This window comes from Peribacillus sp. NPDC097198 (assembly GCF_044762055.1).
GTDB lineage: Bacteria > Bacillota > Bacilli > Bacillales > DSM-1321 > Peribacillus.
The window spans coordinates 83,240-102,480 of record NZ_JBIWDO010000001.1; the positions used below are offsets into that span (position 1 = coordinate 83,240).

At 43.0% G+C, this 19,241-nt stretch carries 23 protein-coding genes; 9 read left to right on the forward strand and 14 right to left on the reverse strand.

Annotated features, from left to right (window positions below):
• Nucleotides 1-69 precede the first annotated feature (69 nt).
• Nucleotides 70-897, reverse strand: coding sequence for an undecaprenyl-diphosphate phosphatase (locus ACIQXQ_RS00390; protein ID WP_402871142.1), 828 nt, complete (start codon nucleotides 895-897; stop codon nucleotides 70-72).
• Nucleotides 898-1,052: 155 nt separating this feature from the next.
• Here ACIQXQ_RS00390 and ACIQXQ_RS00395 point away from each other — a divergent pair, with 155 nt between their 5' ends.
• Nucleotides 1,053-1,793, forward strand: coding sequence for a glycerophosphodiester phosphodiesterase (locus tag ACIQXQ_RS00395; protein WP_402954249.1), 741 nt, complete (start codon nucleotides 1,053-1,055; stop codon nucleotides 1,791-1,793).
• A gap of 57 nt (nucleotides 1,794-1,850) precedes the next feature.
• Here ACIQXQ_RS00395 and ACIQXQ_RS00400 read toward each other — a convergent pair whose 3' ends face one another.
• Nucleotides 1,851-2,054 carry an alpha/beta-type small acid-soluble spore protein gene (locus ACIQXQ_RS00400; RefSeq protein WP_402871137.1) on the reverse strand — a complete coding sequence of 68 codons (204 nt, stop codon included), beginning with the start codon at nucleotides 2,052-2,054 and terminating at the stop codon, nucleotides 1,851-1,853.
• Between the two features lie 167 nt (nucleotides 2,055-2,221).
• On the opposite strand from ACIQXQ_RS00400, the gene ACIQXQ_RS00405 reads away from it, so the two are divergent.
• Together ACIQXQ_RS00405 and ACIQXQ_RS00410 are read left to right on the forward strand one after the other, a co-directional pair.
• Nucleotides 2,222-3,508, forward strand: a complete 1,287-nt coding sequence (locus ACIQXQ_RS00405) for a glycoside hydrolase family 18 protein (protein ID WP_402954252.1) — start codon at nucleotides 2,222-2,224, stop codon at nucleotides 3,506-3,508.
• Nucleotides 3,509-3,747: 239 nt separating this feature from the next.
• Nucleotides 3,748-4,743 (forward strand): potassium channel family protein, encoded by a 996-nt coding sequence (locus tag ACIQXQ_RS00410; RefSeq protein ID WP_402954255.1) that lies wholly within the window; start codon nucleotides 3,748-3,750, stop codon nucleotides 4,741-4,743.
• On the opposite strand, the gene ACIQXQ_RS00415 is transcribed toward ACIQXQ_RS00410, so the two are convergent.
• From ACIQXQ_RS00415 to ACIQXQ_RS00430, 4 genes are all read right to left on the reverse strand, one after another.
• Nucleotides 4,740-5,144 carry a YugN-like family protein gene (locus ACIQXQ_RS00415; protein ID WP_402871129.1) on the reverse strand — a complete coding sequence of 135 codons (405 nt, stop codon included), beginning with the start codon at nucleotides 5,142-5,144 and terminating at the stop codon, nucleotides 4,740-4,742. The two genes, ACIQXQ_RS00410 and ACIQXQ_RS00415, sit on opposite strands and share 4 nt — an antisense overlap.
• A 60-nt stretch (nucleotides 5,145-5,204) precedes the next feature.
• A complete protein-coding gene (locus ACIQXQ_RS00420; RefSeq protein ID WP_402954258.1) occupies nucleotides 5,205-5,402 on the reverse strand; it encodes a hypothetical protein in 198 nt (65 codons plus the stop codon).
• Between the two features lie 133 nt (nucleotides 5,403-5,535).
• On the reverse strand, nucleotides 5,536-6,882 hold the full coding sequence (locus tag ACIQXQ_RS00425) for a glucose-6-phosphate isomerase (RefSeq protein ID WP_402954261.1): 1,347 nt from the start codon (nucleotides 6,880-6,882) through the stop codon (nucleotides 5,536-5,538).
• 127 nt (nucleotides 6,883-7,009) lie between these two features.
• Nucleotides 7,010-8,173, reverse strand: a complete 1,164-nt coding sequence (locus tag ACIQXQ_RS00430; RefSeq protein ID WP_402954264.1) for an iron-containing alcohol dehydrogenase — start codon at nucleotides 8,171-8,173, stop codon at nucleotides 7,010-7,012.
• A gap of 200 nt (nucleotides 8,174-8,373) precedes the next feature.
• On the opposite strand from ACIQXQ_RS00430, the gene ACIQXQ_RS00435 reads away from it, so the two are divergent.
• Entirely contained in the window at nucleotides 8,374-8,607 is a 234-nt protein-coding gene (locus ACIQXQ_RS00435) for a DUF378 domain-containing protein (protein ID WP_402871121.1), read from the forward strand.
• A gap of 118 nt (nucleotides 8,608-8,725) precedes the next feature.
• On the opposite strand, the gene yugI is transcribed toward ACIQXQ_RS00435, so the two are convergent.
• Nucleotides 8,726-9,130: a S1 domain-containing post-transcriptional regulator GSP13 gene (gene yugI / locus ACIQXQ_RS00440; RefSeq protein WP_402871118.1), complete on the reverse strand. Its 405-nt coding sequence runs from the start codon at nucleotides 9,128-9,130 to the stop codon at nucleotides 8,726-8,728.
• Between the two features lie 332 nt (nucleotides 9,131-9,462).
• Here yugI and ACIQXQ_RS00445 point away from each other — a divergent pair, with 332 nt between their 5' ends.
• Together ACIQXQ_RS00445 and ACIQXQ_RS00450 are read left to right on the forward strand one after the other, a co-directional pair.
• Nucleotides 9,463-10,812 (forward strand): sodium-dependent transporter, encoded by a 1,350-nt coding sequence (locus tag ACIQXQ_RS00445; RefSeq protein WP_402954267.1) that lies wholly within the window; start codon nucleotides 9,463-9,465, stop codon nucleotides 10,810-10,812.
• Between the two features lie 144 nt (nucleotides 10,813-10,956).
• Entirely contained in the window at nucleotides 10,957-11,316 is a 360-nt protein-coding gene (locus ACIQXQ_RS00450) for a helix-turn-helix domain-containing protein (RefSeq protein WP_402954270.1), read from the forward strand.
• 160 nt (nucleotides 11,317-11,476) lie between these two features.
• Here the strand turns inward: ACIQXQ_RS00450 and ACIQXQ_RS00455 are convergent, their stop codons facing one another.
• Nucleotides 11,477-12,649, reverse strand: coding sequence for an aminotransferase (locus tag ACIQXQ_RS00455; RefSeq protein WP_402954273.1), 1,173 nt, complete (start codon nucleotides 12,647-12,649; stop codon nucleotides 11,477-11,479).
• Nucleotides 12,646-13,146, reverse strand: coding sequence for an Lrp/AsnC family transcriptional regulator (locus ACIQXQ_RS00460; protein ID WP_402871106.1), 501 nt, complete (start codon nucleotides 13,144-13,146; stop codon nucleotides 12,646-12,648). Before ACIQXQ_RS00460 ends, ACIQXQ_RS00455 begins: the two co-directional genes overlap by 4 nt.
• A gap of 319 nt (nucleotides 13,147-13,465) precedes the next feature.
• Here ACIQXQ_RS00460 and ACIQXQ_RS00465 point away from each other — a divergent pair, with 319 nt between their 5' ends.
• Nucleotides 13,466-14,296, forward strand: a complete 831-nt coding sequence (locus tag ACIQXQ_RS00465; RefSeq protein ID WP_402871103.1) for an alpha/beta fold hydrolase — start codon at nucleotides 13,466-13,468, stop codon at nucleotides 14,294-14,296.
• Between the two features lie 50 nt (nucleotides 14,297-14,346).
• On the opposite strand, the gene ACIQXQ_RS00470 is transcribed toward ACIQXQ_RS00465, so the two are convergent.
• The gene (locus ACIQXQ_RS00470; protein ID WP_402954276.1) at nucleotides 14,347-14,607 is read right to left on the reverse strand and encodes a DUF1871 family protein; all 261 of its coding nucleotides are present in this window, start codon (nucleotides 14,605-14,607) and stop codon (nucleotides 14,347-14,349) included.
• An 85-nt stretch (nucleotides 14,608-14,692) separates the two neighbouring features.
• On the opposite strand from ACIQXQ_RS00470, the gene ACIQXQ_RS00475 reads away from it, so the two are divergent.
• Nucleotides 14,693-15,898 carry a MalY/PatB family protein gene (locus tag ACIQXQ_RS00475; RefSeq protein ID WP_402954279.1) on the forward strand — a complete coding sequence of 402 codons (1,206 nt, stop codon included), beginning with the start codon at nucleotides 14,693-14,695 and terminating at the stop codon, nucleotides 15,896-15,898.
• 44 nt (nucleotides 15,899-15,942) lie between these two features.
• Here the strand turns inward: ACIQXQ_RS00475 and ACIQXQ_RS00480 are convergent, their stop codons facing one another.
• On the reverse strand, nucleotides 15,943-16,695 hold the full coding sequence (locus ACIQXQ_RS00480; RefSeq protein ID WP_402954282.1) for a TraR/DksA C4-type zinc finger protein: 753 nt from the start codon (nucleotides 16,693-16,695) through the stop codon (nucleotides 15,943-15,945).
• A 143-nt stretch (nucleotides 16,696-16,838) separates the two neighbouring features.
• Between ACIQXQ_RS00480 and ACIQXQ_RS00485 the strand changes: the two genes are divergently transcribed.
• Nucleotides 16,839-17,696, forward strand: a complete 858-nt coding sequence (locus ACIQXQ_RS00485; protein ID WP_402871092.1) for a manganese catalase family protein — start codon at nucleotides 16,839-16,841, stop codon at nucleotides 17,694-17,696.
• A 50-nt stretch (nucleotides 17,697-17,746) separates the two neighbouring features.
• Here the strand turns inward: ACIQXQ_RS00485 and ACIQXQ_RS00490 are convergent, their stop codons facing one another.
• From ACIQXQ_RS00490 to ACIQXQ_RS00500, 3 genes are all read right to left on the reverse strand, one after another.
• Entirely contained in the window at nucleotides 17,747-18,361 is a 615-nt protein-coding gene (locus tag ACIQXQ_RS00490; protein WP_402954285.1) for a PH domain-containing protein, read from the reverse strand.
• Nucleotides 18,362-18,376: 15 nt separating this feature from the next.
• Nucleotides 18,377-18,853, reverse strand: a complete 477-nt coding sequence (locus ACIQXQ_RS00495; protein WP_402954288.1) for a GNAT family N-acetyltransferase — start codon at nucleotides 18,851-18,853, stop codon at nucleotides 18,377-18,379.
• 143 nt (nucleotides 18,854-18,996) lie between these two features.
• A complete protein-coding gene (locus ACIQXQ_RS00500) occupies nucleotides 18,997-19,221 on the reverse strand; it encodes a hypothetical protein (protein WP_402871085.1) in 225 nt (74 codons plus the stop codon).
• Nucleotides 19,222-19,241: the final 20 nt, after the last annotated feature.

The following is a 19,241-nucleotide window of genomic DNA, read 5'->3' on the forward strand; positions in this document are numbered from 1 at the left end:
AAAAAAGGCAGAAATGTTGATGTCGCAACATTTCTGCCTTTTTCTTTTCATTTTGTTAAACCCTGCTTCTTACCAAACAATAAATAACAGGATAATGGCTAAGACCATACGATAAATAGCAAATGGCGTCAACTTCACTTTATTAATCAATAATAGGAAGAAACGTATGCAGAATAACGCAAATATGAAGGCACTGATAAACCCTGCGATAAAGAATGGTAACACGTCAGGCGTAAAGTACTCCCAGTATTTTACGATTTTCAGCAAACTGGCTCCTGCCATGATAGGCACAGCCATGATAAACGTGAAATCGGAAGCTGCACGGTAACTCATCCCCAGCAGTACGCCGCCTGATATGGTGGAACCCGAACGGGAGAAGCCTGGCCAAAGGGCTAGACATTGTATCAACCCGACACCTAAGGCTTGTTTATAAGTAATTTGATCAACCGTTTCGGCTGTCAATTTCGGTCGGAACCTATCCGCTGCAATCATCAGCAAAGCACCGAGGAATAATCCGACGATTACCGTCTTTACAGTGAATAAATGGTCATCAATATAATCTTCGAACAATAAACCTAATACGGCCGCAGGCAGCAACCCTACGATGATTTGAAGCAAATTCAACTTTTTCCCTGCCACGGCAGAGGGGTTCTTCATCTTTCGTAATCCGAGCAAGTCCATGAACCGCCCCCAAAAGAGCACAACAACAGCCAGTATCGATCCCAGCTGAATGACGACCTTGAATGCATTCGCTACTTCACTACCAAATATTTCGGTAGATTTCAGCCATAGATCGTCCACTATGATCATATGCCCCGTAGAAGATACTGGTGCAAACTCCGTCAGGCCTTCCACAAGGCCAAGGATAACGGCCACAAAAATTTCCCATATATTCATTGTTTTCACCTCATTATTTCTCCGCTTGTAAATGGAAATACCATTGTATTTTACTCGTTGTTTAAAATATTGTCTATTAATCATTGCTGAAAGAAAGAAGAGATACATGTATCATAGATTCAAGGTTCTTCTTTTCAGAAAAAGGAGTGATGCATGTGAAAAACACCCAAATCTATGCCCACCGTGGATCCAAAGGAACGCATCCTGAAAATACGATGATTGCATTCAAAGAAGCCCTACGAGTCGGGGCGGATGGCATCGAGTTCGATGTCCACCTCAGTTCGGATGGGGAATTGGTAATCATCCATGATGAAACACTTGACCGGACGACCACTCTTTCCGGGTATGTAAAGGATTTCTCCGCAGAAGAGTTAAAATCAGCGGATGCGGGAAGCAAATTTTCCGAGGAATTCCATGGTGAGAAGATTCCATTCTTAGGTGAAATTTTCGAATGGGCGAAGGAACATACATTGTGGATGAATATTGAGCTTAAAACAGATAAGCTCCCTTACGAAGGCATCGAAAAAAAAGTTGTGGGTTTAATCCGGCAGCATCACATGGAAAATCGAGTGATTCTTTCTTCTTTCAATCATCAATCGATTGAAAACGTAAAGACGCTGGCCCCGGAACTGGAGCGGGCTTTATTATTCGAGGGATTGCCAGCAAACGTCGAGGAAATTTTAGCCGAGAAAAAAGAAGCTGGCTTTCACCCTGACAAAAATAGCCTGACCCCTTCCATTCATGCCACTGCGAGGAAACTTGGATACAAAGTCCGCCCTTGGGTGGCCAATAAACCAGAAGATATCGAGCGGCTAGTCACATGGGGAGTCGATGTCATCATGACCGATTTTCCTGAGAAAGCCATCACGACTCTGAAAGGCATGTCAGCCAAATAAAATGTGAAAGAGAAGGGGAACATTCCCCTCCTCTTTCAATCCATGTTTATTCAGTTATTAGCGAGTCGATCCGCCTAATTGTTGTTCAGCCATTTGCACTAAACGTTTTGTAATTTCTCCACCAACTGATCCATTAGCACGTGATGTTGTGTCTGCACCAAGGTTTACACCGAATTCAGAAGCAATTTCATACTTCATTTGCTCTAGAGCTTGTTCTGCACCAGCTACTACTAGTTGATTGCTGCTATTGTTGTTTGCCATGTGTTTCTCACCTCCTTATATATATTTATTTACATCTCCCCCTCCAATTATGTTTTCCAATTTATTGAATAATCGTAACTTTAGGAAGATAACTTCTTCGCTCGCTATCATGAATTTCTTCCTATGCTCATAAACTGTTAGGAAACTTTCAGTAAGGGGGAAAAGACGTGCAAATTCATGTGGTTAGGCCTGGCCAAACGTTATTTGGCATTGCCCAAACATATAGCGTGAGCGTTGACCGGCTCGTTGAATCAAATAAAATTCCTAACCCAAATAATCTTGTCATCGGGCAGGCCATTGTCATTCCAATCGTCGGCAGCTATTATTTTGTCCAGCCTGGTGACACTTTATTTTCGATTGCTCAAAAGGTGGATGTACCCTATCAAGAATTAGCGAGGATCAATGGCATTTCCGATCAGGACTCCTTATCCGTGGGGTACCGCCTTTATATTCCTGCCCGAAAAAAACGGACTGCTGAATTCAACGGCTATGTCGAGCCCCGTGGTACAACAGTCGCTCCTGCCCTTGAAACAGCTGCTCAGGAAGCCGCGCCTTATTTGACATACTTAGCGCCATTCAGCTTTCAGGCACTGCGAGATGGCACCTTAAAGGAACCGTTGCTCAATAACTTTCCCACCATTGCAAGAGAAAACAAGAATGTCCTCATGATGGTCATCACCAATCAGGAAAACGATCAATTCAGTGATGAACTTGGTCGAATCATCCTGACGAACACCTCCGTGCAGAATAAGTTCCTAAACAACATTGTGACCACAGCCAAGAAATATGGATTCAGGGATATTCACTTTGACTTTGAGTTTCTGCGCCCGTCCGATAAAAATGCCTATAACCAATTCTTACGTAAAGCAAGGGACCGTTTCAAAAAAGAAGGTTGGTTCATCTCGACGGCACTTGCACCGAAAACCAGTGCAGAGCAAAAAGGTGGCTGGTATGAGGCACATGACTATAAGGCACATGGTGAAATTGTCGACTTCGTGATCATCATGACGTACGAATGGGGATACAGCGGCGGTCCAGCACAGGCGGTATCCCCGATAGGACCGGTTCGGGACGTACTGGAATATGCCATCACCGAAATGCCGGCCAATAAGATTCTGATGGGCCAGAACCTATACGGATATGATTGGACATTGCCTTTTGTCCAGGGCTCCATCGCCAAAGCGATTAGCCCCCAGCAGGCCATCCAGATTGCTGCCGCGAACAATGTATCCATAGAATACGATGAGAAAGCGCAGGCGCCCCATTTCAATTACACGGATGCAGATGGGAAGGAGCATGAGGTCTGGTTTGAAGATGCCCGGTCCATTCAAGCAAAGTTCGATTTGATCAAAGAATTGAACCTTAGAGGAATGAGTTACTGGAAGCTAGGCCTTGCCTTCCCGCAAAACTGGTTGCTCATCAGTGAGAACTTCAATGTCCGACGACGGGTCTGAGGGATTTTCATATTTTTTTGCATAAACCATGTGGTCCTCACATATCATCAAGTATTGAGCATGAAGTCCTTTTCTGGATACGTGACTCCACATGATAAAAACCTTCCGTCAGGTCACGGAAGGTTTTTATCATGTATTTGATCTCATGTTCTTACTAGAACTTCTATATATATCCGTTAAATCCTTATGAGTTCAGTCCATTTTGTCCATACTAAAAGGACTGTCGTAGGGGGGATAACATGATCCGAATCAATCCGTTCAGCAACACTTTTAAAAGGTCTCCACGTTTACTCAAACTATTTTTGACCATCATCCTATTTTTACTTGTATTCGGTTGGCTGATTCATCTAGTCGAGCCTGATAATTTCCCTTCCATATTCGAGGGAATTTGGTGGGCAATCGTCACGATATCGACCGTTGGATATGGGGATTTCACCCCACTTACGAAGTTTGGGAGAATCCTCGGGATGCTTCTCATCTTATCGGGTGTCGGGCTCATCACTTCTTATTTTGCCTACATCGCCAAAATGTCCATCTCAAGCGACCAACAATTCCTTTCCGGAAGAAAGGAGTTTAGCGGCACCGGTCACTTTATTATCATCGGCTGGAATGGACGTTCAAAACGAATCATCAAGAACATTCATGAACGCATGCATAACCAATATATTGTCTTGATTGACGACACATTGACCAAGCACCCTTTGCCACGGACGAATATACATTTTGTCCAAGGGAAAGCCAGTTTGGATTCCGTTTTGCAACAGGCCAATATTAAACAGGCGGCACGGGTCCTCATCACTGCCGATCTCCAACAAAACGAACTGCAGACCGACATGTTCACCGTGTTGGCTTTACTGGCTATAAAAGGACTGAACCCTCATGTATATTGTCTTGTTGAAATTTTAACGCAGGAACAGAAGGAAAATGCATTACGTGCGGGAGCAGATGCCATTATCGAAACGAATAAGTTTGCGAGTGATTATATGCAGGAATGTTTATGGAGAGGAATGGAAAAGCGGGAAGAAGAAAATTCGGCCACCGAAAATGGTTTGAAGATTGAACAGATGCCCGTCCAATTCGATTGGAACGGGCAAACATTCAAACAATTGGGGATTACATTATTAGATAAGGATATTCTCTTGGTTGGCATCATTTCAGGAGGCGAGACACGTATCAAGCCTCCTGCAGATGCAATCATCCATCAAAATGATATCTTGCTCATCATCGATCGTTAATCCAATAAGATTTTTTCAAGGTCCCGAACGAGAGATTTCCCATACGCAATATATTCCTGAGGAAATTCAGCATCGGGGTCTTCCGGCTCGGCAAATTGATTAAATGAAGCGGAGAGATTCCCGATATTTCCCTCGCGGTCGATGCCATCTTCATACTTATGAGATAATAAATACGGCGTCATGATTTCAACCATGGCCCCGTCCGTATCAAGTGACCCATCCACAGCTTTGAAGGGAACACGCAAAAACTGATAGCCATCTTTGTCGTCCATTTTAAAATCGAAGGTGCCGTGGTCATAATCCCAACCACCACCGATCATATACCCTTCTGGTTTAAGCTTCGTTTCCAAATCGAATAATCCAAAAGTTTTCCCTTCCAACTTAGAAGATATTTCAATCATGTTAAAAACCTCTTTTGCTAATTTTAATAATTAGCTTACCCAAAAGTCTTAAAATAACCCCTATTGATCACTATCCTCTTTCGATTGGGTAAAAAGCAAATTGGATTCGGCTGTACCTTCTGATTGATAGGCTTCCTGGATATCTGCCTGCTGCTCTGTTTTCTGTTTTTCCAGATCCTTCATAGCGTTTTGATTTCCCGTAGTTGAAGGGGTACTTATCGTTCCAGCGTAACTATTCGTTGTCGAAGATAGTTGCATGCACAGTCCCTCTTTTCTAGGTATCGGATTACATAGCATTATCAACCTTTTTTCTCAACTTTTTCTTAATCCGATAAAAAAAGGCATCATGCGTGGACAATCTAGTCCAGCATGATGCCTTCTTCACTTTATTTTATAAACGCTGTTCGAGTTCCGCCTTTTTCTCTTCATACCCTGGTTTTCCTAGCAGGGCAAACATATTCACCTTGTAGGCTTCGACCCCAGGCTGATCAAACGGATTGACCCCCAACAGATAGCCGCTCATCGCGCAAGCCTTCTCGAAGAAATAAACAAGGTAGCCGAATGTGAAGGCATCCAGTTTTGGTACGGAAACAATCAGGTTAGGAACACCGCCATCCGTATGAGCCAATAAGGTACCTTCAAATGCCTTGTTATTGACGAATTGTACGGTTTCACCAGCCAGATAATTCAAACCATCTAAATCATTTTCTGCCGCTTCAATCGAGATTTCATGACGTGCCTCTTCCACTTTGATGACCGTTTCGAAAAGGTCGCGTCGCCCTTCCTGTACATACTGCCCCATCGAATGCAGGTCCGTAGAGAAGTTGGCGGCTGCCGGGAAAATCCCTTTCTGGTCCTTCCCTTCACTTTCGCCGAACAACTGCTTCCACCACTCAGAGAAATATTGCAGACCAGGTTCATAGTTGATCAACATTTCAATGGTTTTCCCCTTATTATAAAGGACGTTACGGACGGCCGCGTATTGATAAGCCTGGTTCTCGGAAAGCTCCGATGAACTGAAGTCCGCTCTAGCGCTCTCCGCCCCTTCCATCACTTGATCTATATCCGCACCACTTACAGCAATCGGAAGCAAGCCCACTGCAGTAAGTACAGAATACCTTCCACCGACATCATCCGGAATGACGAACGTTTCAAATCCCTCTTCCGTGGCCACTGTCTTTAATGCGCCCTTTTCTTTATCGGTAGTCGCGAATATACGACCTTTCGCTACTTCTGGACCATACTTTTGCTCGAGAAGCTTACGGAAAATCCGGAACGCAAGGGCAGGCTCCGTCGTTGTGCCCGATTTGGAAATCACATTGATTGAAAAGTCCTTGTCGACCAATACGTCCATGACATCTTGCATATATGTAGAACTTATGTTGTTACCAACGAATATGATTTGCGGAGTGTTTCTCTTATCAGAAGGTAAAAGGTTATAGAAACTATGTTGCAGCATTTCAATGGCTGCACGTGCTCCTAAATACGAACCACCGATTCCGATGACCAACAGGACGTCCGAATCTTCTTTTATTTTGGCGGCAGCTTTCTTGATCCTGGAGAACTCTTCTTTATCATAATCCTTCGGTAAATCGACCCAGCCCAGAAATTCATTGCCCGCACCGGTCTGTTCGTGTAGAGAATGATGTGCCACTTTTACAGCATCCTGTAAATAGGTCATTTCGTGCTTTCCGAAAAACGGTAGAGCTTTTGAATAATCGAAATGTAGATGGGACATGCCAATTCCTCCTTTATTCTTTGGTTACCCTTTTACTTTATCTGATGTATTTAGCAGAATCAAGAAATCGCTAAGTCTTTTAGAAAAAACTCCCACTATCGAATAGTGGGAGCCTATCGTAAGGTTCTTATAATGAAGCACGTAGAATCGCAAGGACATCTTCGCGATTCAATACTTTAAACCGACCGAATTCTCCATTGCTCATCGCTTTATCGGCAATGACTTCAAGTTGTGAATCGTCGATATCGTAATCTGCAAGACGCGATGGGGCCCCTAAGCTGCTCCAGAATGACTGAAGGCGTTCAATTCCCTCAAGCGCAACCTCTTCACTTGATTTGCCCTCTGGATCGACCTGAAAGACACGGACGGCAACTTGTTTGAACCGCTCGACATTTTCATGGAGCACATGTTTCATCCAATTAGGGAATAATATTGCCAGGCCTCCCGCATGGGGAATATCATAGACCGCAGAGACGGCATGTTCAATATTATGAGTGGCCCAATCGCCAAGATATCCTACTCCCAGTGAACCATTTAACGCCACATTGCCCGCATACAAAATCGTAGCACGGTTTTCATAATCCTCGAGGTCTTCCAATAACTTTGGAGCCGTTTCCATGACCGTCACCAGAAGTGATTCACAAAAGCGGTCCTGAAGCGGAGCATGCGTTTCTTGATGGAAATACGTTTCGAAAACATGTGACATCATATCGACCATGCCATAGACGGTTTGATTTTTTGGAAGTGAAAAAGTGTTTTCAGGATCAAGGACCGAGAATTTAGGAAATAACAAAGGACTTCCCCATCCGTATTTCTCTTTCGTTTCCCAATTCGTAATGACCGAACCCGAATTCGCTTCAGAACCGGTTGCAGCAATCGTAAGGATTGTCCCAAAAGGAAGGGCTTCTTTGACGGGAGCCTTTTTGGTGACAAGATCCCAAGCGTCTCCTTCATACTTCGCACCCGCAACGATGCCTTTTGTTGCATCGATGACACTTCCGCCGCCTACCGCTAGCACGAAGTCGATTTGATGTTCCTTACACAACTCCACACCTTTACGGACAGTCGTGATCCTTGGGTTTGGTTCAACTCCTGCCAGTTCATATACTTCCACCTGGATTTCTTTCAATTCCTCCATCACTTTATCATACAGCCCGTTTTTCTTGATGCTTCCGCCACCGTAGACGAGCAACACTTTCTTTCCGTAGGCAGGAATTTCCTCTTTTATGCTTTTCAATTGGTTTCTACCAAAGATGATCTTAGTAGGATTCTTATACGTGTAATTTTCCAATATATATAATCTCCTTTTGCATTGCCTTTTTTTCAGCAGCCCCATGCCACTGCAGCAATGGATATTTTATCCCTTCATTATGACGAACATTCCATATAAATACAAAATATCCGTTTAGAAGTTTTTTCTGGGGTGTATATAATTATCTTCAAAAAGCATGATAAGTAAAGAAAGATGCTTATAAAAAAGGAGGCTATACAATGAGTGGATTACAAAAAACGGCACTTGTTTTAACAATCATCGGAGCCATCAACTGGGGACTAATTGGATTTTTTCAGTTTGATCTAGTCGCAGCGATATTCGGCGGACAAGATGCTGCTTTGGCTCGCATCGTTTATGGCTTAGTGGGAATCGCCGGGCTTATCAATCTTGGTCTTCTCTTCAAGCCAAGTCCCCAAACGTCTCGTGAAACTGAAACAAAACCAACTCAATGAATCGCTAAAAGAAAATATGTATAAAATAAAGCCGGTCCATGAAACATGTCCCGGCTTTATCAATTATTGAAGAATAATAAAAAAACCGGATGGTCCTAAGACCATCCGGTTAAAAAAATTATTTTTTGATTAAGTCTTCGCGTTCAGATTGATCGATCCACGCTTGAAGTTTATCTTTTAAAGAGTTGAATCCTTCAGTAGACTCGATGTGTGATGTTGCTTTAACAGATGCTTGGCGTTTTTTTGGAGCTTTCTTAGGAGCTTCAGTACGCTCAGGAGCTTCTTCTGTTGCGCGGATTGATAAGCCGATTTTTCCAGCTTTTGAATCGATTGAAAGTACTTTAACTTTCACTTCATCGCCCACTTTTAAATGTTCGTTAATATCTTTTACGAACCCGTGAGTGATTTCAGAAATATGAACTAATCCTTGAGTTGAATCATCTAAAGCAACAAATGCACCGTAAGGTTGAATACCAGTTACCTTACCAGTAACTACTGCACCAATTTCGAATTTTTCAGACATGGTAACACTCCTATTTTATATATATTTTTTCGGCTTTTCACGCAATACAAAATTATATCACAGAGCTGGAAATAATCAAAGTTAAGTATACCATACTTTTTCCGCTAAAACGTAAAAATTTTGTAATTGAGTGTCCATTTCGATATATGGCTATTATTTATAACTTATCCTAAAAGTTTTCATTTAATTCTTTGTCCCCATTTTTTCGATCATTAATTTTTCAAAAAATTAGCATAACAAAAAACTACCAAATTGAGATTAATCGTAGTAAGATGAGAAAATGTTTATCTCTACATTCACGTATTTCTATACCTCTAAAGGAGTTTTTCACCATGGCAAAACAAGAGCAATGGTCTTCCAAAATCGGATTCATTCTAGCAGCGGCTGGGTCCGCTATTGGTTTGGGTGCCATCTGGAAGTTTCCATATATGACAGGGACAAATGGAGGCGGCGCTTTTTTCCTTTTTTTCGTGATTTTCACCCTCATGATCGGCACACCCTTACTTATCGCCGAATTCACCATCGGCCGGAATGCACAAAAAGATGCCATTCGGGCCTACAAGCACATTTCACCAGGTAAACCCTGGGTGTTACTAGGATATGGCGGAGTTCTAGCATCCATCATTTTACTTTCCTTCTATAGTGTTGTTGGTGGCTGGATCCTTTCCTATTTATGGAGAAGCTTTACCGGGTCCCTATCAAATTTAACCCAATCGGAATACAGTGGCCTTTTCAATACCGTTATCAGCAGTCCTTATGAAACGGTCATTGCGCAGCTTCTTTTCATGGTCTTGACGATTTGGGTCGTACAAGGTGGCGTATCCAAAGGGATTGAAAAGGCCAATAAGTACATGATGCCTTCCCTATTCGTCCTTTTTCTTGTCCTTCTCGTTCGTTCCATGACACTTGAAGGTGCGATGGAAGGTGTCCGTTTCTTTTTGAAACCGGATTTCTCCGCCTTGACGGAGCAGACGATTTTATTAGCGCTAGGACAATCCTTCTTTGCACTGAGTGTAGGTATTTCCGTGATGGTCACCTATGCTTCGTACTTAAGTAAGAATGATGATATTACAAAATCGGCATTATCCGTAGTCGGGTTGAATATTTTCATTTCCTTATTGGCGGGCTTGGTCATTTTCCCGGCCGTATTTGCCCTTGGTTTCGATCCTTCAAGTGGACCAGGACTCGTCTTTGTCGTGTTGCCTGCGGTCTTTAATGAAATTACCTTCGGTGGCATTTTCATGGCGATTTTCTTCGTATTATTATTATTCGCTACGCTTACTTCAGCGTTCTCCATTCTGGAAATCATCGTAGCATCCATGATAAAGGGCGATGCTCGGAAGCGCCGGAAATCTTCATGGATAGCCGGCCTTGTTGTTTTCGTGATCGGGATTCCAAGCGCATTATCATTTGGCGTACTCTCCGATGTGAAGATTTTCAACTTGACCTTCTTCGACCTCGCTGATTATGTGACAAGCAACATCGCCTTGCCTATCGGAGCCTTATTCATCTCTCTTTTCATTGGCTATCAGATGAAAAGGCTCCAAGTTCAGAAAGAGTTCGAAATGGGGGCAAGCCCAGGATTCTCTTTCTTCAAACTTTGGTACTTTCTCATTCGCTATATCGTTCCGGTAGCGATACTCGTCGTCTTTTTGAGTTCAATCGGTCTATTTGACAAGTAATGTTTCCTTCATTCAAAACGCCGCATCGGTAATCGATGCGGCGTTTTCTTTTCACAAAATATCCATATCATTCCCACTGTATACAAGTTAAAATATGGTAAAATGACCTTATTACTACTATTTCCTGAAAAAGGAGTGATTGACATGTCAAATATCGCAAAGAATATTCGGCAATACCGGGAAGATCATAATCTCACTCAACAAGAACTGGCTTTGAAACTACGTATGGGCACCAAAAAAATTGAAATGTATGAATCAGGGGAAGTCACGCCTGATACCCAGACCATTTTACGGCTTTCCACCGTTCTTGATATCCCTGCCTCGGAGCTAATCCAAAATGGCCCCGTTGCGAATGCTTCAGGTTTGGATGAAGAAATGGAAGAACTCATTCAGGAAATTGGACTCAAACAGGCTAAGCTCATCCTCCGTACCGCGAAAGATTTCAGTGAAGAACAAATTTTAAATATCATGCATCATTTATATAACACACAAACTAAATTGTAAAAATATCCATATCAGGCGTATTATTTTCTATAAACTGGATATACTATGATTAACACTTTCTATGTTAATCCATTAAGATTAACTCTTTTTTCTAATTCCCCCTATGGATAGGGATTCGCCGTATATTACGGCGAATCCCTATTTTTTTGCGTATGGGGTTTTAGTACTTGCTATATTTCTGCATGAACCGATCCATTCTTTTAATGGCTTCCTGAAGCTGTTCCATGGAAGAAGCATAAGAACAACGGATATGCCCCTCACCACTTTCCCCGAAAACATCTCCCGGTACCACGGCCACAAGTTCTTCAGTCAGCAGTTTTTCTGCGAACTCCATGGAAGTCATGCCCGTTTTCTCAATGGATGGGAAGGCATAAAAAGCTCCGCCTGGATTATGGCAGTCCAGACCGATTTCGTTAAATGACTTTACGATATAGTTGCGTCTTCCTCTGTAGCTGCGGCGCATATCTTCCACATCTTGCATTCCATTCTTCAAAGCTTCCAATGCTGCAAACTGTGCCATGGTCGGAGCGCACATCATCGCGTATTGATGGACTTTGAGCATCGCTGCGGAAATTTCCGGAGGCGCACATACAAATCCAAGACGCCATCCAGTCATCGCAAACGCTTTAGAGAACCCGTTGATGACGATCGTACGCTCAAGCATGCCGTCGATGGCGGCAAATGACGTATATTTCTCATCATATGCAAGCTCCGCATAAATCTCATCGGAAAGGACTAATAAATCATGCTTTTTGATGATTTCAGCAAGTGCTGCCAACTCCGATTTCTCTAACTGAGTTCCAGTCGGGTTATTCGGCGAACAAATCAAGATTGCCTTCGTCCTTGGTGTGATGACCGCTTCGAGCTGCTCCGGCATTAACTTAAAGTCATGTTCCCTGGAAGTTTGGACAGTGACCGGCACCCCTCCTGCCATCGTTACCAATGGTGCATAGGCAACGAAACAAGGTTCGACGACGATGACTTCCTCACCAGGATTCAAGATTGTCCTAAGGGCAATGTCGAGGGCCTGACTTGCACCCACCGTAACAATGATTTGATTCTCGGGATCATACGAAACCTCAAACTGCTTTTTCATATATCCACTGATTTCCTGCCTCAATTCCATCAAGCCGGCATTAGCTGTATAAGAGGTGTATCCTTCTTCCAATGAGTTGATTGCCGCTTCCCGGACTGCCCAGGATGTAACGAAGTCCGGTTCTCCCACTCCAAGTGAAACGACTCCTTCTAGATTGGCAGCCAAGTCGAAAAATCGACGGATACCCGATGGTTTTAGCTCTGAAACCGTTTTTGACACGAAACTCGTTTTAATCATGGTGATACCACTATCCTTCTGTCTTCTTCTGTTTGTTCAAAAATTGTCCCATCATGCTTATATTTCTTCATAATAAAGTGAGTTGTCGTGGAAATGACAGAATCGAGCGTCGAAAGTTTTTCCGATACAAACCTTGCCACTTCATTCATTGAACGACCTTCCACGATGACGGAAAGGTCATACGCACCGGACATCAAATAAACGGACTCCACTTCTTTGAATCGATATATACGTTTGGCGACTTCATCGAAACCAACTCCGCGTTTTGGGGTTACTTTAACATCGATCATGGCAGTCACACCGTGATATTCATCTACTTTTGCCCAGTTAATCACGGTCAAGTAACGTACAATCACACGCATATCTTCCAATTTCTTCAACGTTGCTTCAATGTCCGCTTCAGATAACTCGGTCATTTTAGCCAAATCCTTCTGATCGATCCGACTGTTATTTTCAATGATTCTTAAGACTTCCAATTCCCCTTCATTCAAATGCATTGGAAAACCTCCCTATTAGAATTCATAAATGTAGACATGATGGTTTGGCTGGCAGAAAGCCCGATCAATTTCCTTTTAAAGCCTTGTTTAAAGGCATGTATGACACGATTAAATTAATAAGTTCTATTCTGTCAGGATAAACTTACACTATTATACCAAAGTTCACGTAATATCTGTTATAGTAATTGTATTTTTTAATGGGGATAATTTCTGGTATTGTTATGTAACAGGATAAAGAGGAAATTATTTAAAACTAAGGAAGATAAGCAACAGCAGTAGCTTCTTATTTTGCTTAGGAATGGTAGAGGAGAACACGAATATGGAAAGTTACGTAAAGAAAGACATTGAGCAGATTGGGGATATCGATATGTATTATGAACACATTCATGTTCATGACTCTTTCCCCACCCTGGTATTAATCCATGGGTTTTTATCATCAAGCTTTAGCTTCCGGAAACTGATACCCCATTTAACGAAAGACTATAATGTCATCTCGATAGACTTGCCTCCATTCGGTCAAAGTGGGAAAACTAATCGCTATACATACTCTTTCCGGAACATCGCAGGTTCCGTCGTACAGCTTTTGGAAGAAAAGAACATCAAGAAGTTCAGCATCATTGCGCATTCCATGGGTGGACAGGTTTCCTTGCAACTCATCAAAGCTTATCCTGGCCTGGTCGAGCGCGCCGTCCTTCTTGCCGGATCCGGGTACGAGCCAAGCTTCCCGAGAAAGATGAAGATGCTCAGCTACTTCCCTTTCTTTTCATTTGGGGTAAAGGGATATCTCCAAAGGTCCGGCATCGAAAAGAATCTAAGGAATGTCGTCCATAATCAGACGATGATCGACGATGAAATGCGCCAGGGCTATCTCGATCCTTTCATGAAGAAGCATGATATATTTCGTGCCTTAGGAAGGATGTTACGTGATAAGGAAAGCGATTTATCATCCGAACAACTTCATTCAATCGATACGCCCTGCCTGCTTGTTTGGGGGCGGTATGATCGAGTGGTTCCGCTCGACATTGGAAGAAGACTACATGAAGACCTCCCCAATTCCAAGCTCATTGTCATGGAAAATACGGGCCATTTACTTCCTGAGGAGAAACCCGAAGAAGTGTATCAGTTAATCAAGGAGTTTTTAGACGAATAGACGAAACCATATAAAGAGGGATGACCCGAATTCGGAGTCATCCCTTTTCTTTAAATCGAGCAGCTGGCATCATTTTTGATGATCAGCAGTTTTTGTGCAACCTGTAGACACCGTTCCAGCTGGACGGGTTCATCAAATGCAAATTCGTAGATGGACTTGATTTTTTCCGCCAGTTCCTGAAGGTCATCTATATCGCGTAAGGCCACGACCGTGTCGGCAATCTCCGGTTCATATAGTTCCCCGCCAATCCCATACGGATCCCATTCTTGCAAAGTAGCCACAAACGCTATATTCATTTGTTGTGTATCCATTATAATCACCTGCTCCATAATTTCGGAAAGAACATGTTATCATAGTATCATAACAAGTATCTTTTCGTTAAGACGTTAACAGGGCATGATAAAAAATGATTTGGCGGTGAATATATTGAACAGATCTATTTTTGATGAACACATCAGTAGGGAACATACCGGTTCTGTAAAGTGGGACAAAATGGCCCTTACATCATTATATGGCAGGGAAGACATCCTGCCTATGTGGGTGGCCGATATGGATTTCCCTTCTCCTGAACCTATTCAAAAAGCATTAATCGAACGAGCGAATCATCCGGTCTTCGGATATACCGTCCCTTCAGAGTCGGTGTACGGCGAGATTCAAAAATGGGTGAAAGACCGGCATCAATGGTCCATCACAAAAGACATGATCACATTCAGTTCTGGCGTCGTTTCAGCCATCGGTTCCACCATTCAGGCCTTTACGGAACCTGGGGATAAGATTCTGGTGCAATCTCCTGTCTATACCCCTTTCTTCGACATGATTAAAAACAATGGACGGGAAGTCGTCAATAGTCCCCTTCTCTTGGAAGCTAACAGATTTGCAATCGACTTTGAAGATTTTGAGGAAAAGTTGAAGACCGGCGTTAAGCTATTCCTCCTTTGCAGTCCCCATAATCCTGGCGGTCGCATTTGGACAAAGGAGGAGTTATTGCGCATCGGGGAACTTTGCTTGGCCCATCATGTCACCATTGTCAGCGATGAGATCCACGCAGACCTCTTTCACTCAACAGCCCTGCATCATCCTATCGCTTCATTGGCGGACAAGTTAGCCGAAATCACGGTCACGTTAATGGCACCAAGCAAAACGTTCAATATCGCTGGGCTACAGGCCTCGTTCTTGATTACCAGCAATAAAGAGCTCCAGGTCAAACTGCAGAATGCCCAAACAAGACAGGCCTTTCACGGTTTGAATATTTTTGCCTTAACGGCCATGGAAGCCGCCTACCGGGATGGGCTTAGTTGGCTCACCGATTTGATTGAGTATATTGAAGAAAATGTTAAAGTGGCCGAGGAGTTCATTTCTGCTGAAATTCCTTCCCTTCGCGTCATGCATCCTGATGCCTCTTACCTCCTATGGATTGACTGTCGCGAACTCGGTCTTTCCGATAAGGAAATACAAGAACGACTGATCCATAAAGGAAAAATCGCCTTAGAGCCTGGAACAAAATATGGTGCAGGCGGAGAAGGATTTGTCCGGATGAATATCGGCTGTTCACTCAGCCTGCTGCAAGATGGATTAACTCGTCTCAAACTGGCTTTTTCATAAAACAGACAAAGAACCAGGCGAATTGCCTGGTTCTTTGCTTTTGGCTATTGGTTTTCTTCCTCGACATACGGAGCTTTTTCATAACGCGGCAAATCTCCAAAGGGAGTCTGAGTATCCTCTTCTATTAAATCATCTTCTATTTCCTGGTATTGGACGTTATGATAAACCGTTAAGTTTTCCCCATATAGATCCACACCGGCTATATTCTCATAGTTCTCGACGAATCCTACATTTTCAGACGAATCGATATACGTATCCTCATAATCACTTGGTGGATAGGCAAAGTCGGAAGGCGTCTCCGATGTACCATATCTAGCTACGTCTTGCCAACTATCTTCCGCATCATATCCGACAGAGCTCGTCCCATCGCAATCATATGTGGCGAAGCTTGGACCAAGCACCTCCTCTTCGACCGGACGATTATGGGAAGTCTCTTGAGATGGGCTATGCTCCACACAAAAAGTCGTGGTCGGAACAATATTCAGCCTTTCAAGCGGAATCTCCTTCGAACAAACCTCACATTTTCCATAATTCCCTTCATCAATGGCCTTAAGCGCTCGATCGATATCCCTGATTTCATCACGATAATGCTCCCCAAGTGCCAAATCTTTTTCACGTTCGAATAATTCCGTTCCTTGATCCGCCGGATGGTTATCATACACGGATAGTTCCCCTGTCCAATTTCGTACGTTCTTTCTTAAGCCAAGTGCGTAAGATTCCTCTAATTGCTCTCCCAACCGGTGCTTCGTTTGCTGAAGTTGCTGTTGGAAGCTATTTAGTTGCTGATTGGATAGCATATGCAACACCCTTTCATAATCAACCTTTCCCTAGTATTTCTCTCTTTGGCGCATTCCATAAAGGTATTTTTTCCCTCGAGAATAAATTGAACAATCCTGCAAAAACTAACTAATGATACCAAATCTTAAAGGAGGCTATCTCATTGTATTTTTATAAAGAGGATCTAATTAATATGATCGTACCGGACAAACCGGATCCACATGCTGCAAAAGTCCTTCAAGAAGCGCTCGGTGGCCAATTCGGAGAGATGCGTACGTTGATGCAGTTTTCGTTTCAAAGCGCCAACTTCCGTGGTAAGGAAAAAAAATATAGAGATTTAATACGCGGCATTTTTATAGAGGAGCTAAGCCATGTAGAGCTTGTTCAGACCACAATCAATCAGCTGCTAAATGAAGCGGGTGGAAATCTACCGGGAAATTCAGGTCCGAATGGTGCACCACTTGAGGAAGTGATTCAGTCTGGTGCGAACCCCCACCATTTTATCATCGGTGCCAAAGCTTCCCTTCCCGTAGACGCGGGAGGTAACCCTTGGAATGGGTCATGGGTATACGATCATGGAAACTTAATTGCCAACCTTTTAAACAATGTGATGCTTGAATCGACGGGGGTACTCCAAAAATCGAGAATTTATGAAATGAGCTCCAATAAAACCTTGCGTGAAACCATTGCGTTCCTCATGGTACGTGACAACGCCCATCAAAATGCGTTTGCAAAGGCTTTAGAAACACTGGGAGTGGATTGGGGTAAAATCTTCCCTGTCCCAAATTATGACCTGAATAAATATCCGGAATGCCGGAAATATGTAGATTTGGGCTACCATAATGCCCAATTCAACTTCAGGCTTGACCAAACCCAGATCGGCGAAGTATTCCAAGGGGAGACACCAAGCCGTAATGGCGGCAATCTTTCTGTCATGGAACCACCTAAAGGATTTCCAGTTCCAGAGATGCCGGACATGCCTAGTGAACATGCTCCAGGTTTGAATGACCTCAATAACTAAACGAAAAAGCGGACACATCGCTGTGTCCGCTTTTGTATGGATTGTGGATATTAATTATTGATATATTTTTCGAACACATACCCGAAATCTTTCACATGGTACTTCTTGCGGCTATCCATCAACCAGTCAAACGCAGCGGCATTGATATCCTTAAAGCTGGACACCATTTGGCTGCCATCTGTACGGACTTGATTCAATGTCGATGAGGCCAAATTTACGCTTTGTTGCGCAAATTGAAGGGCATAGGCATTCTCATGGCAAATTTCCGAAATTTTAACGAGTGATTTAAATAGATCCTTCAATTCCTCGATGAATTTCTTATGCACGTCAATCGAGAAGGTTTTAGCACCGATCGAGAATTTAATCTCAGCATCTAAATCGACGGTACCAGCGGTTTCTAATGTCACATGCGAAAACTCATACTGGCTATAGCTATATCTGGTCAGCATCCGTTTCTTGCTGATGGCACTTGTTCCGTCGAGATGGATGAACGCTTGGTTCGTGAAGCAATATTCATCCGTTTTCGATTTAATCAAGAAATAAATTTTCTCGTCATCTTCATGCATGATGTAATCATCAGCATCGACCTTATCATAATCAGCAGGCTTAATCACACTTCCTATATCACTGAGACCCAGAGCATCTGCTGCCATTTTCTTAAACATATCCATTCCTCCTATTTAAACTAGTTTTTCGAGAATGATTTCATCCCGTATTGGAATGCCATCGGAGCTGTAAAACGGGATTTCCGGTTTTGTCTTTCTTGATTCTTCCACGGCATTCCTCACAATCTCGGAAATGACATACCCACGTTTTTGAAAGAACTTCAAAGCCTGTAAATTATCATTCGTGGTAATGGCTTTAATGGAGTGGCAATTCTTTTCCTTGGCGATATTCTCAATCACATAAAGTAAGGATGAGCCCACGCCCTGATTCTCATGCTCACTGTTCAGGGAAATGATTTCACATTGTTGATTCAGCACTTTATACGTGACCATCCCCGTGATTTTCTCATCCCCATCCATTACCGCAAATCCATCGAGTTCCGCATAATGGAACATGCCGATTGAAAAGACGACTTGAGTCGTCTCCCAATGTTCCATGAAGAAGCACTTGACCGTATCTGTCGCAATCATTCTCTTCGCTATGATTTGCATAACACTTTCCGCCCCCAAAACTCTCTCTCTATAGCTTATAGTATAAAATGCTTATGCCAAAATGGGAACTAGTTTATTTGTTTCATTTTTTTCTAAAGTATTCCCGTTTAGCTAAAACGAGGTAGTCAGAAGCACAAAGCCGTTCAAGAAAGGGAATCATCTTGTAGATGCCGGTTTCTTTTCGTCACTTCCTCCTCGAACTTCTTCGTCTTCAATTCTTCTTTCTTCGAGTATCTGATGATGGCCCTCATCGTAAACCCAGCTGCAATCAAAAAGATGACACAGGTAATGCCTGCGGGAATATATTCACTTTTGTCTTCCGGAAAATAAAGAAACATGCCTAATAGTGCGGAGTATAGAACGTCCATCTATTTCATCCTTCCTGAAA

Excerpts from the sequence above, each read along its gene's own strand:
- ACIQXQ_RS00460 (WP_402871106.1), bottom strand. The coding sequence starts at position 13,146 with ATGCATTTGAATGAAGGGGAATTGGAAGTCTTAAGAATCATTGAAAAT.
- ACIQXQ_RS00415 (WP_402871129.1), bottom strand. The coding sequence starts at position 5,144 with ATGATTGAAATATCTTCTAAGTTGGAAGGGAAAACTTTTGGATTATTC.
- ACIQXQ_RS00435 (WP_402871121.1), top strand. The coding sequence starts at position 8,374 with ATGAGTGGATTACAAAAAACGGCACTTGTTTTAACAATCATCGGAGCC.
- ACIQXQ_RS00420 (WP_402954258.1), bottom strand. The coding sequence starts at position 5,402 with ATGCAACTATCTTCGACAACGAATAGTTACGCTGGAACGATAAGTACC.
- ACIQXQ_RS00410 (WP_402954255.1), top strand. The coding sequence starts at position 3,748 with ATGATCCGAATCAATCCGTTCAGCAACACTTTTAAAAGGTCTCCACGT.
- ACIQXQ_RS00480 (WP_402954282.1), bottom strand. The coding sequence starts at position 16,695 with ATGCTATCCAATCAGCAACTAAATAGCTTCCAACAGCAACTTCAGCAA.
- ACIQXQ_RS00390 (WP_402871142.1), bottom strand. The coding sequence starts at position 897 with ATGAATATATGGGAAATTTTTGTGGCCGTTATCCTTGGCCTTGTGGAA.
- ACIQXQ_RS00445 (WP_402954267.1), top strand. The coding sequence starts at position 9,463 with ATGGCAAAACAAGAGCAATGGTCTTCCAAAATCGGATTCATTCTAGCA.
- ACIQXQ_RS00465 (WP_402871103.1), top strand. The coding sequence starts at position 13,466 with ATGGAAAGTTACGTAAAGAAAGACATTGAGCAGATTGGGGATATCGAT.
- ACIQXQ_RS00495 (WP_402954288.1), bottom strand. The coding sequence starts at position 18,853 with ATGCAAATCATAGCGAAGAGAATGATTGCGACAGATACGGTCAAGTGC.
- ACIQXQ_RS00490 (WP_402954285.1), bottom strand. The coding sequence starts at position 18,361 with ATGTTTAAGAAAATGGCAGCAGATGCTCTGGGTCTCAGTGATATAGGA.
- ACIQXQ_RS00470 (WP_402954276.1), bottom strand. The coding sequence starts at position 14,607 with ATGGATACACAACAAATGAATATAGCGTTTGTGGCTACTTTGCAAGAA.
- ACIQXQ_RS00450 (WP_402954270.1), top strand. The coding sequence starts at position 10,957 with ATGTCAAATATCGCAAAGAATATTCGGCAATACCGGGAAGATCATAAT.
- ACIQXQ_RS00500 (WP_402871085.1), bottom strand. The coding sequence starts at position 19,221 with ATGGACGTTCTATACTCCGCACTATTAGGCATGTTTCTTTATTTTCCG.
- ACIQXQ_RS00475 (WP_402954279.1), top strand. The coding sequence starts at position 14,693 with ATGATAAAAAATGATTTGGCGGTGAATATATTGAACAGATCTATTTTT.
- yugI (WP_402871118.1), bottom strand. The coding sequence starts at position 9,130 with ATGTCTGAAAAATTCGAAATTGGTGCAGTAGTTACTGGTAAGGTAACT.
- ACIQXQ_RS00400 (WP_402871137.1), bottom strand. The coding sequence starts at position 2,054 with ATGGCAAACAACAATAGCAGCAATCAACTAGTAGTAGCTGGTGCAGAA.
- ACIQXQ_RS00455 (WP_402954273.1), bottom strand. The coding sequence starts at position 12,649 with ATGATTAAAACGAGTTTCGTGTCAAAAACGGTTTCAGAGCTAAAACCA.
- ACIQXQ_RS00425 (WP_402954261.1), bottom strand. The coding sequence starts at position 6,882 with ATGTCCCATCTACATTTCGATTATTCAAAAGCTCTACCGTTTTTCGGA.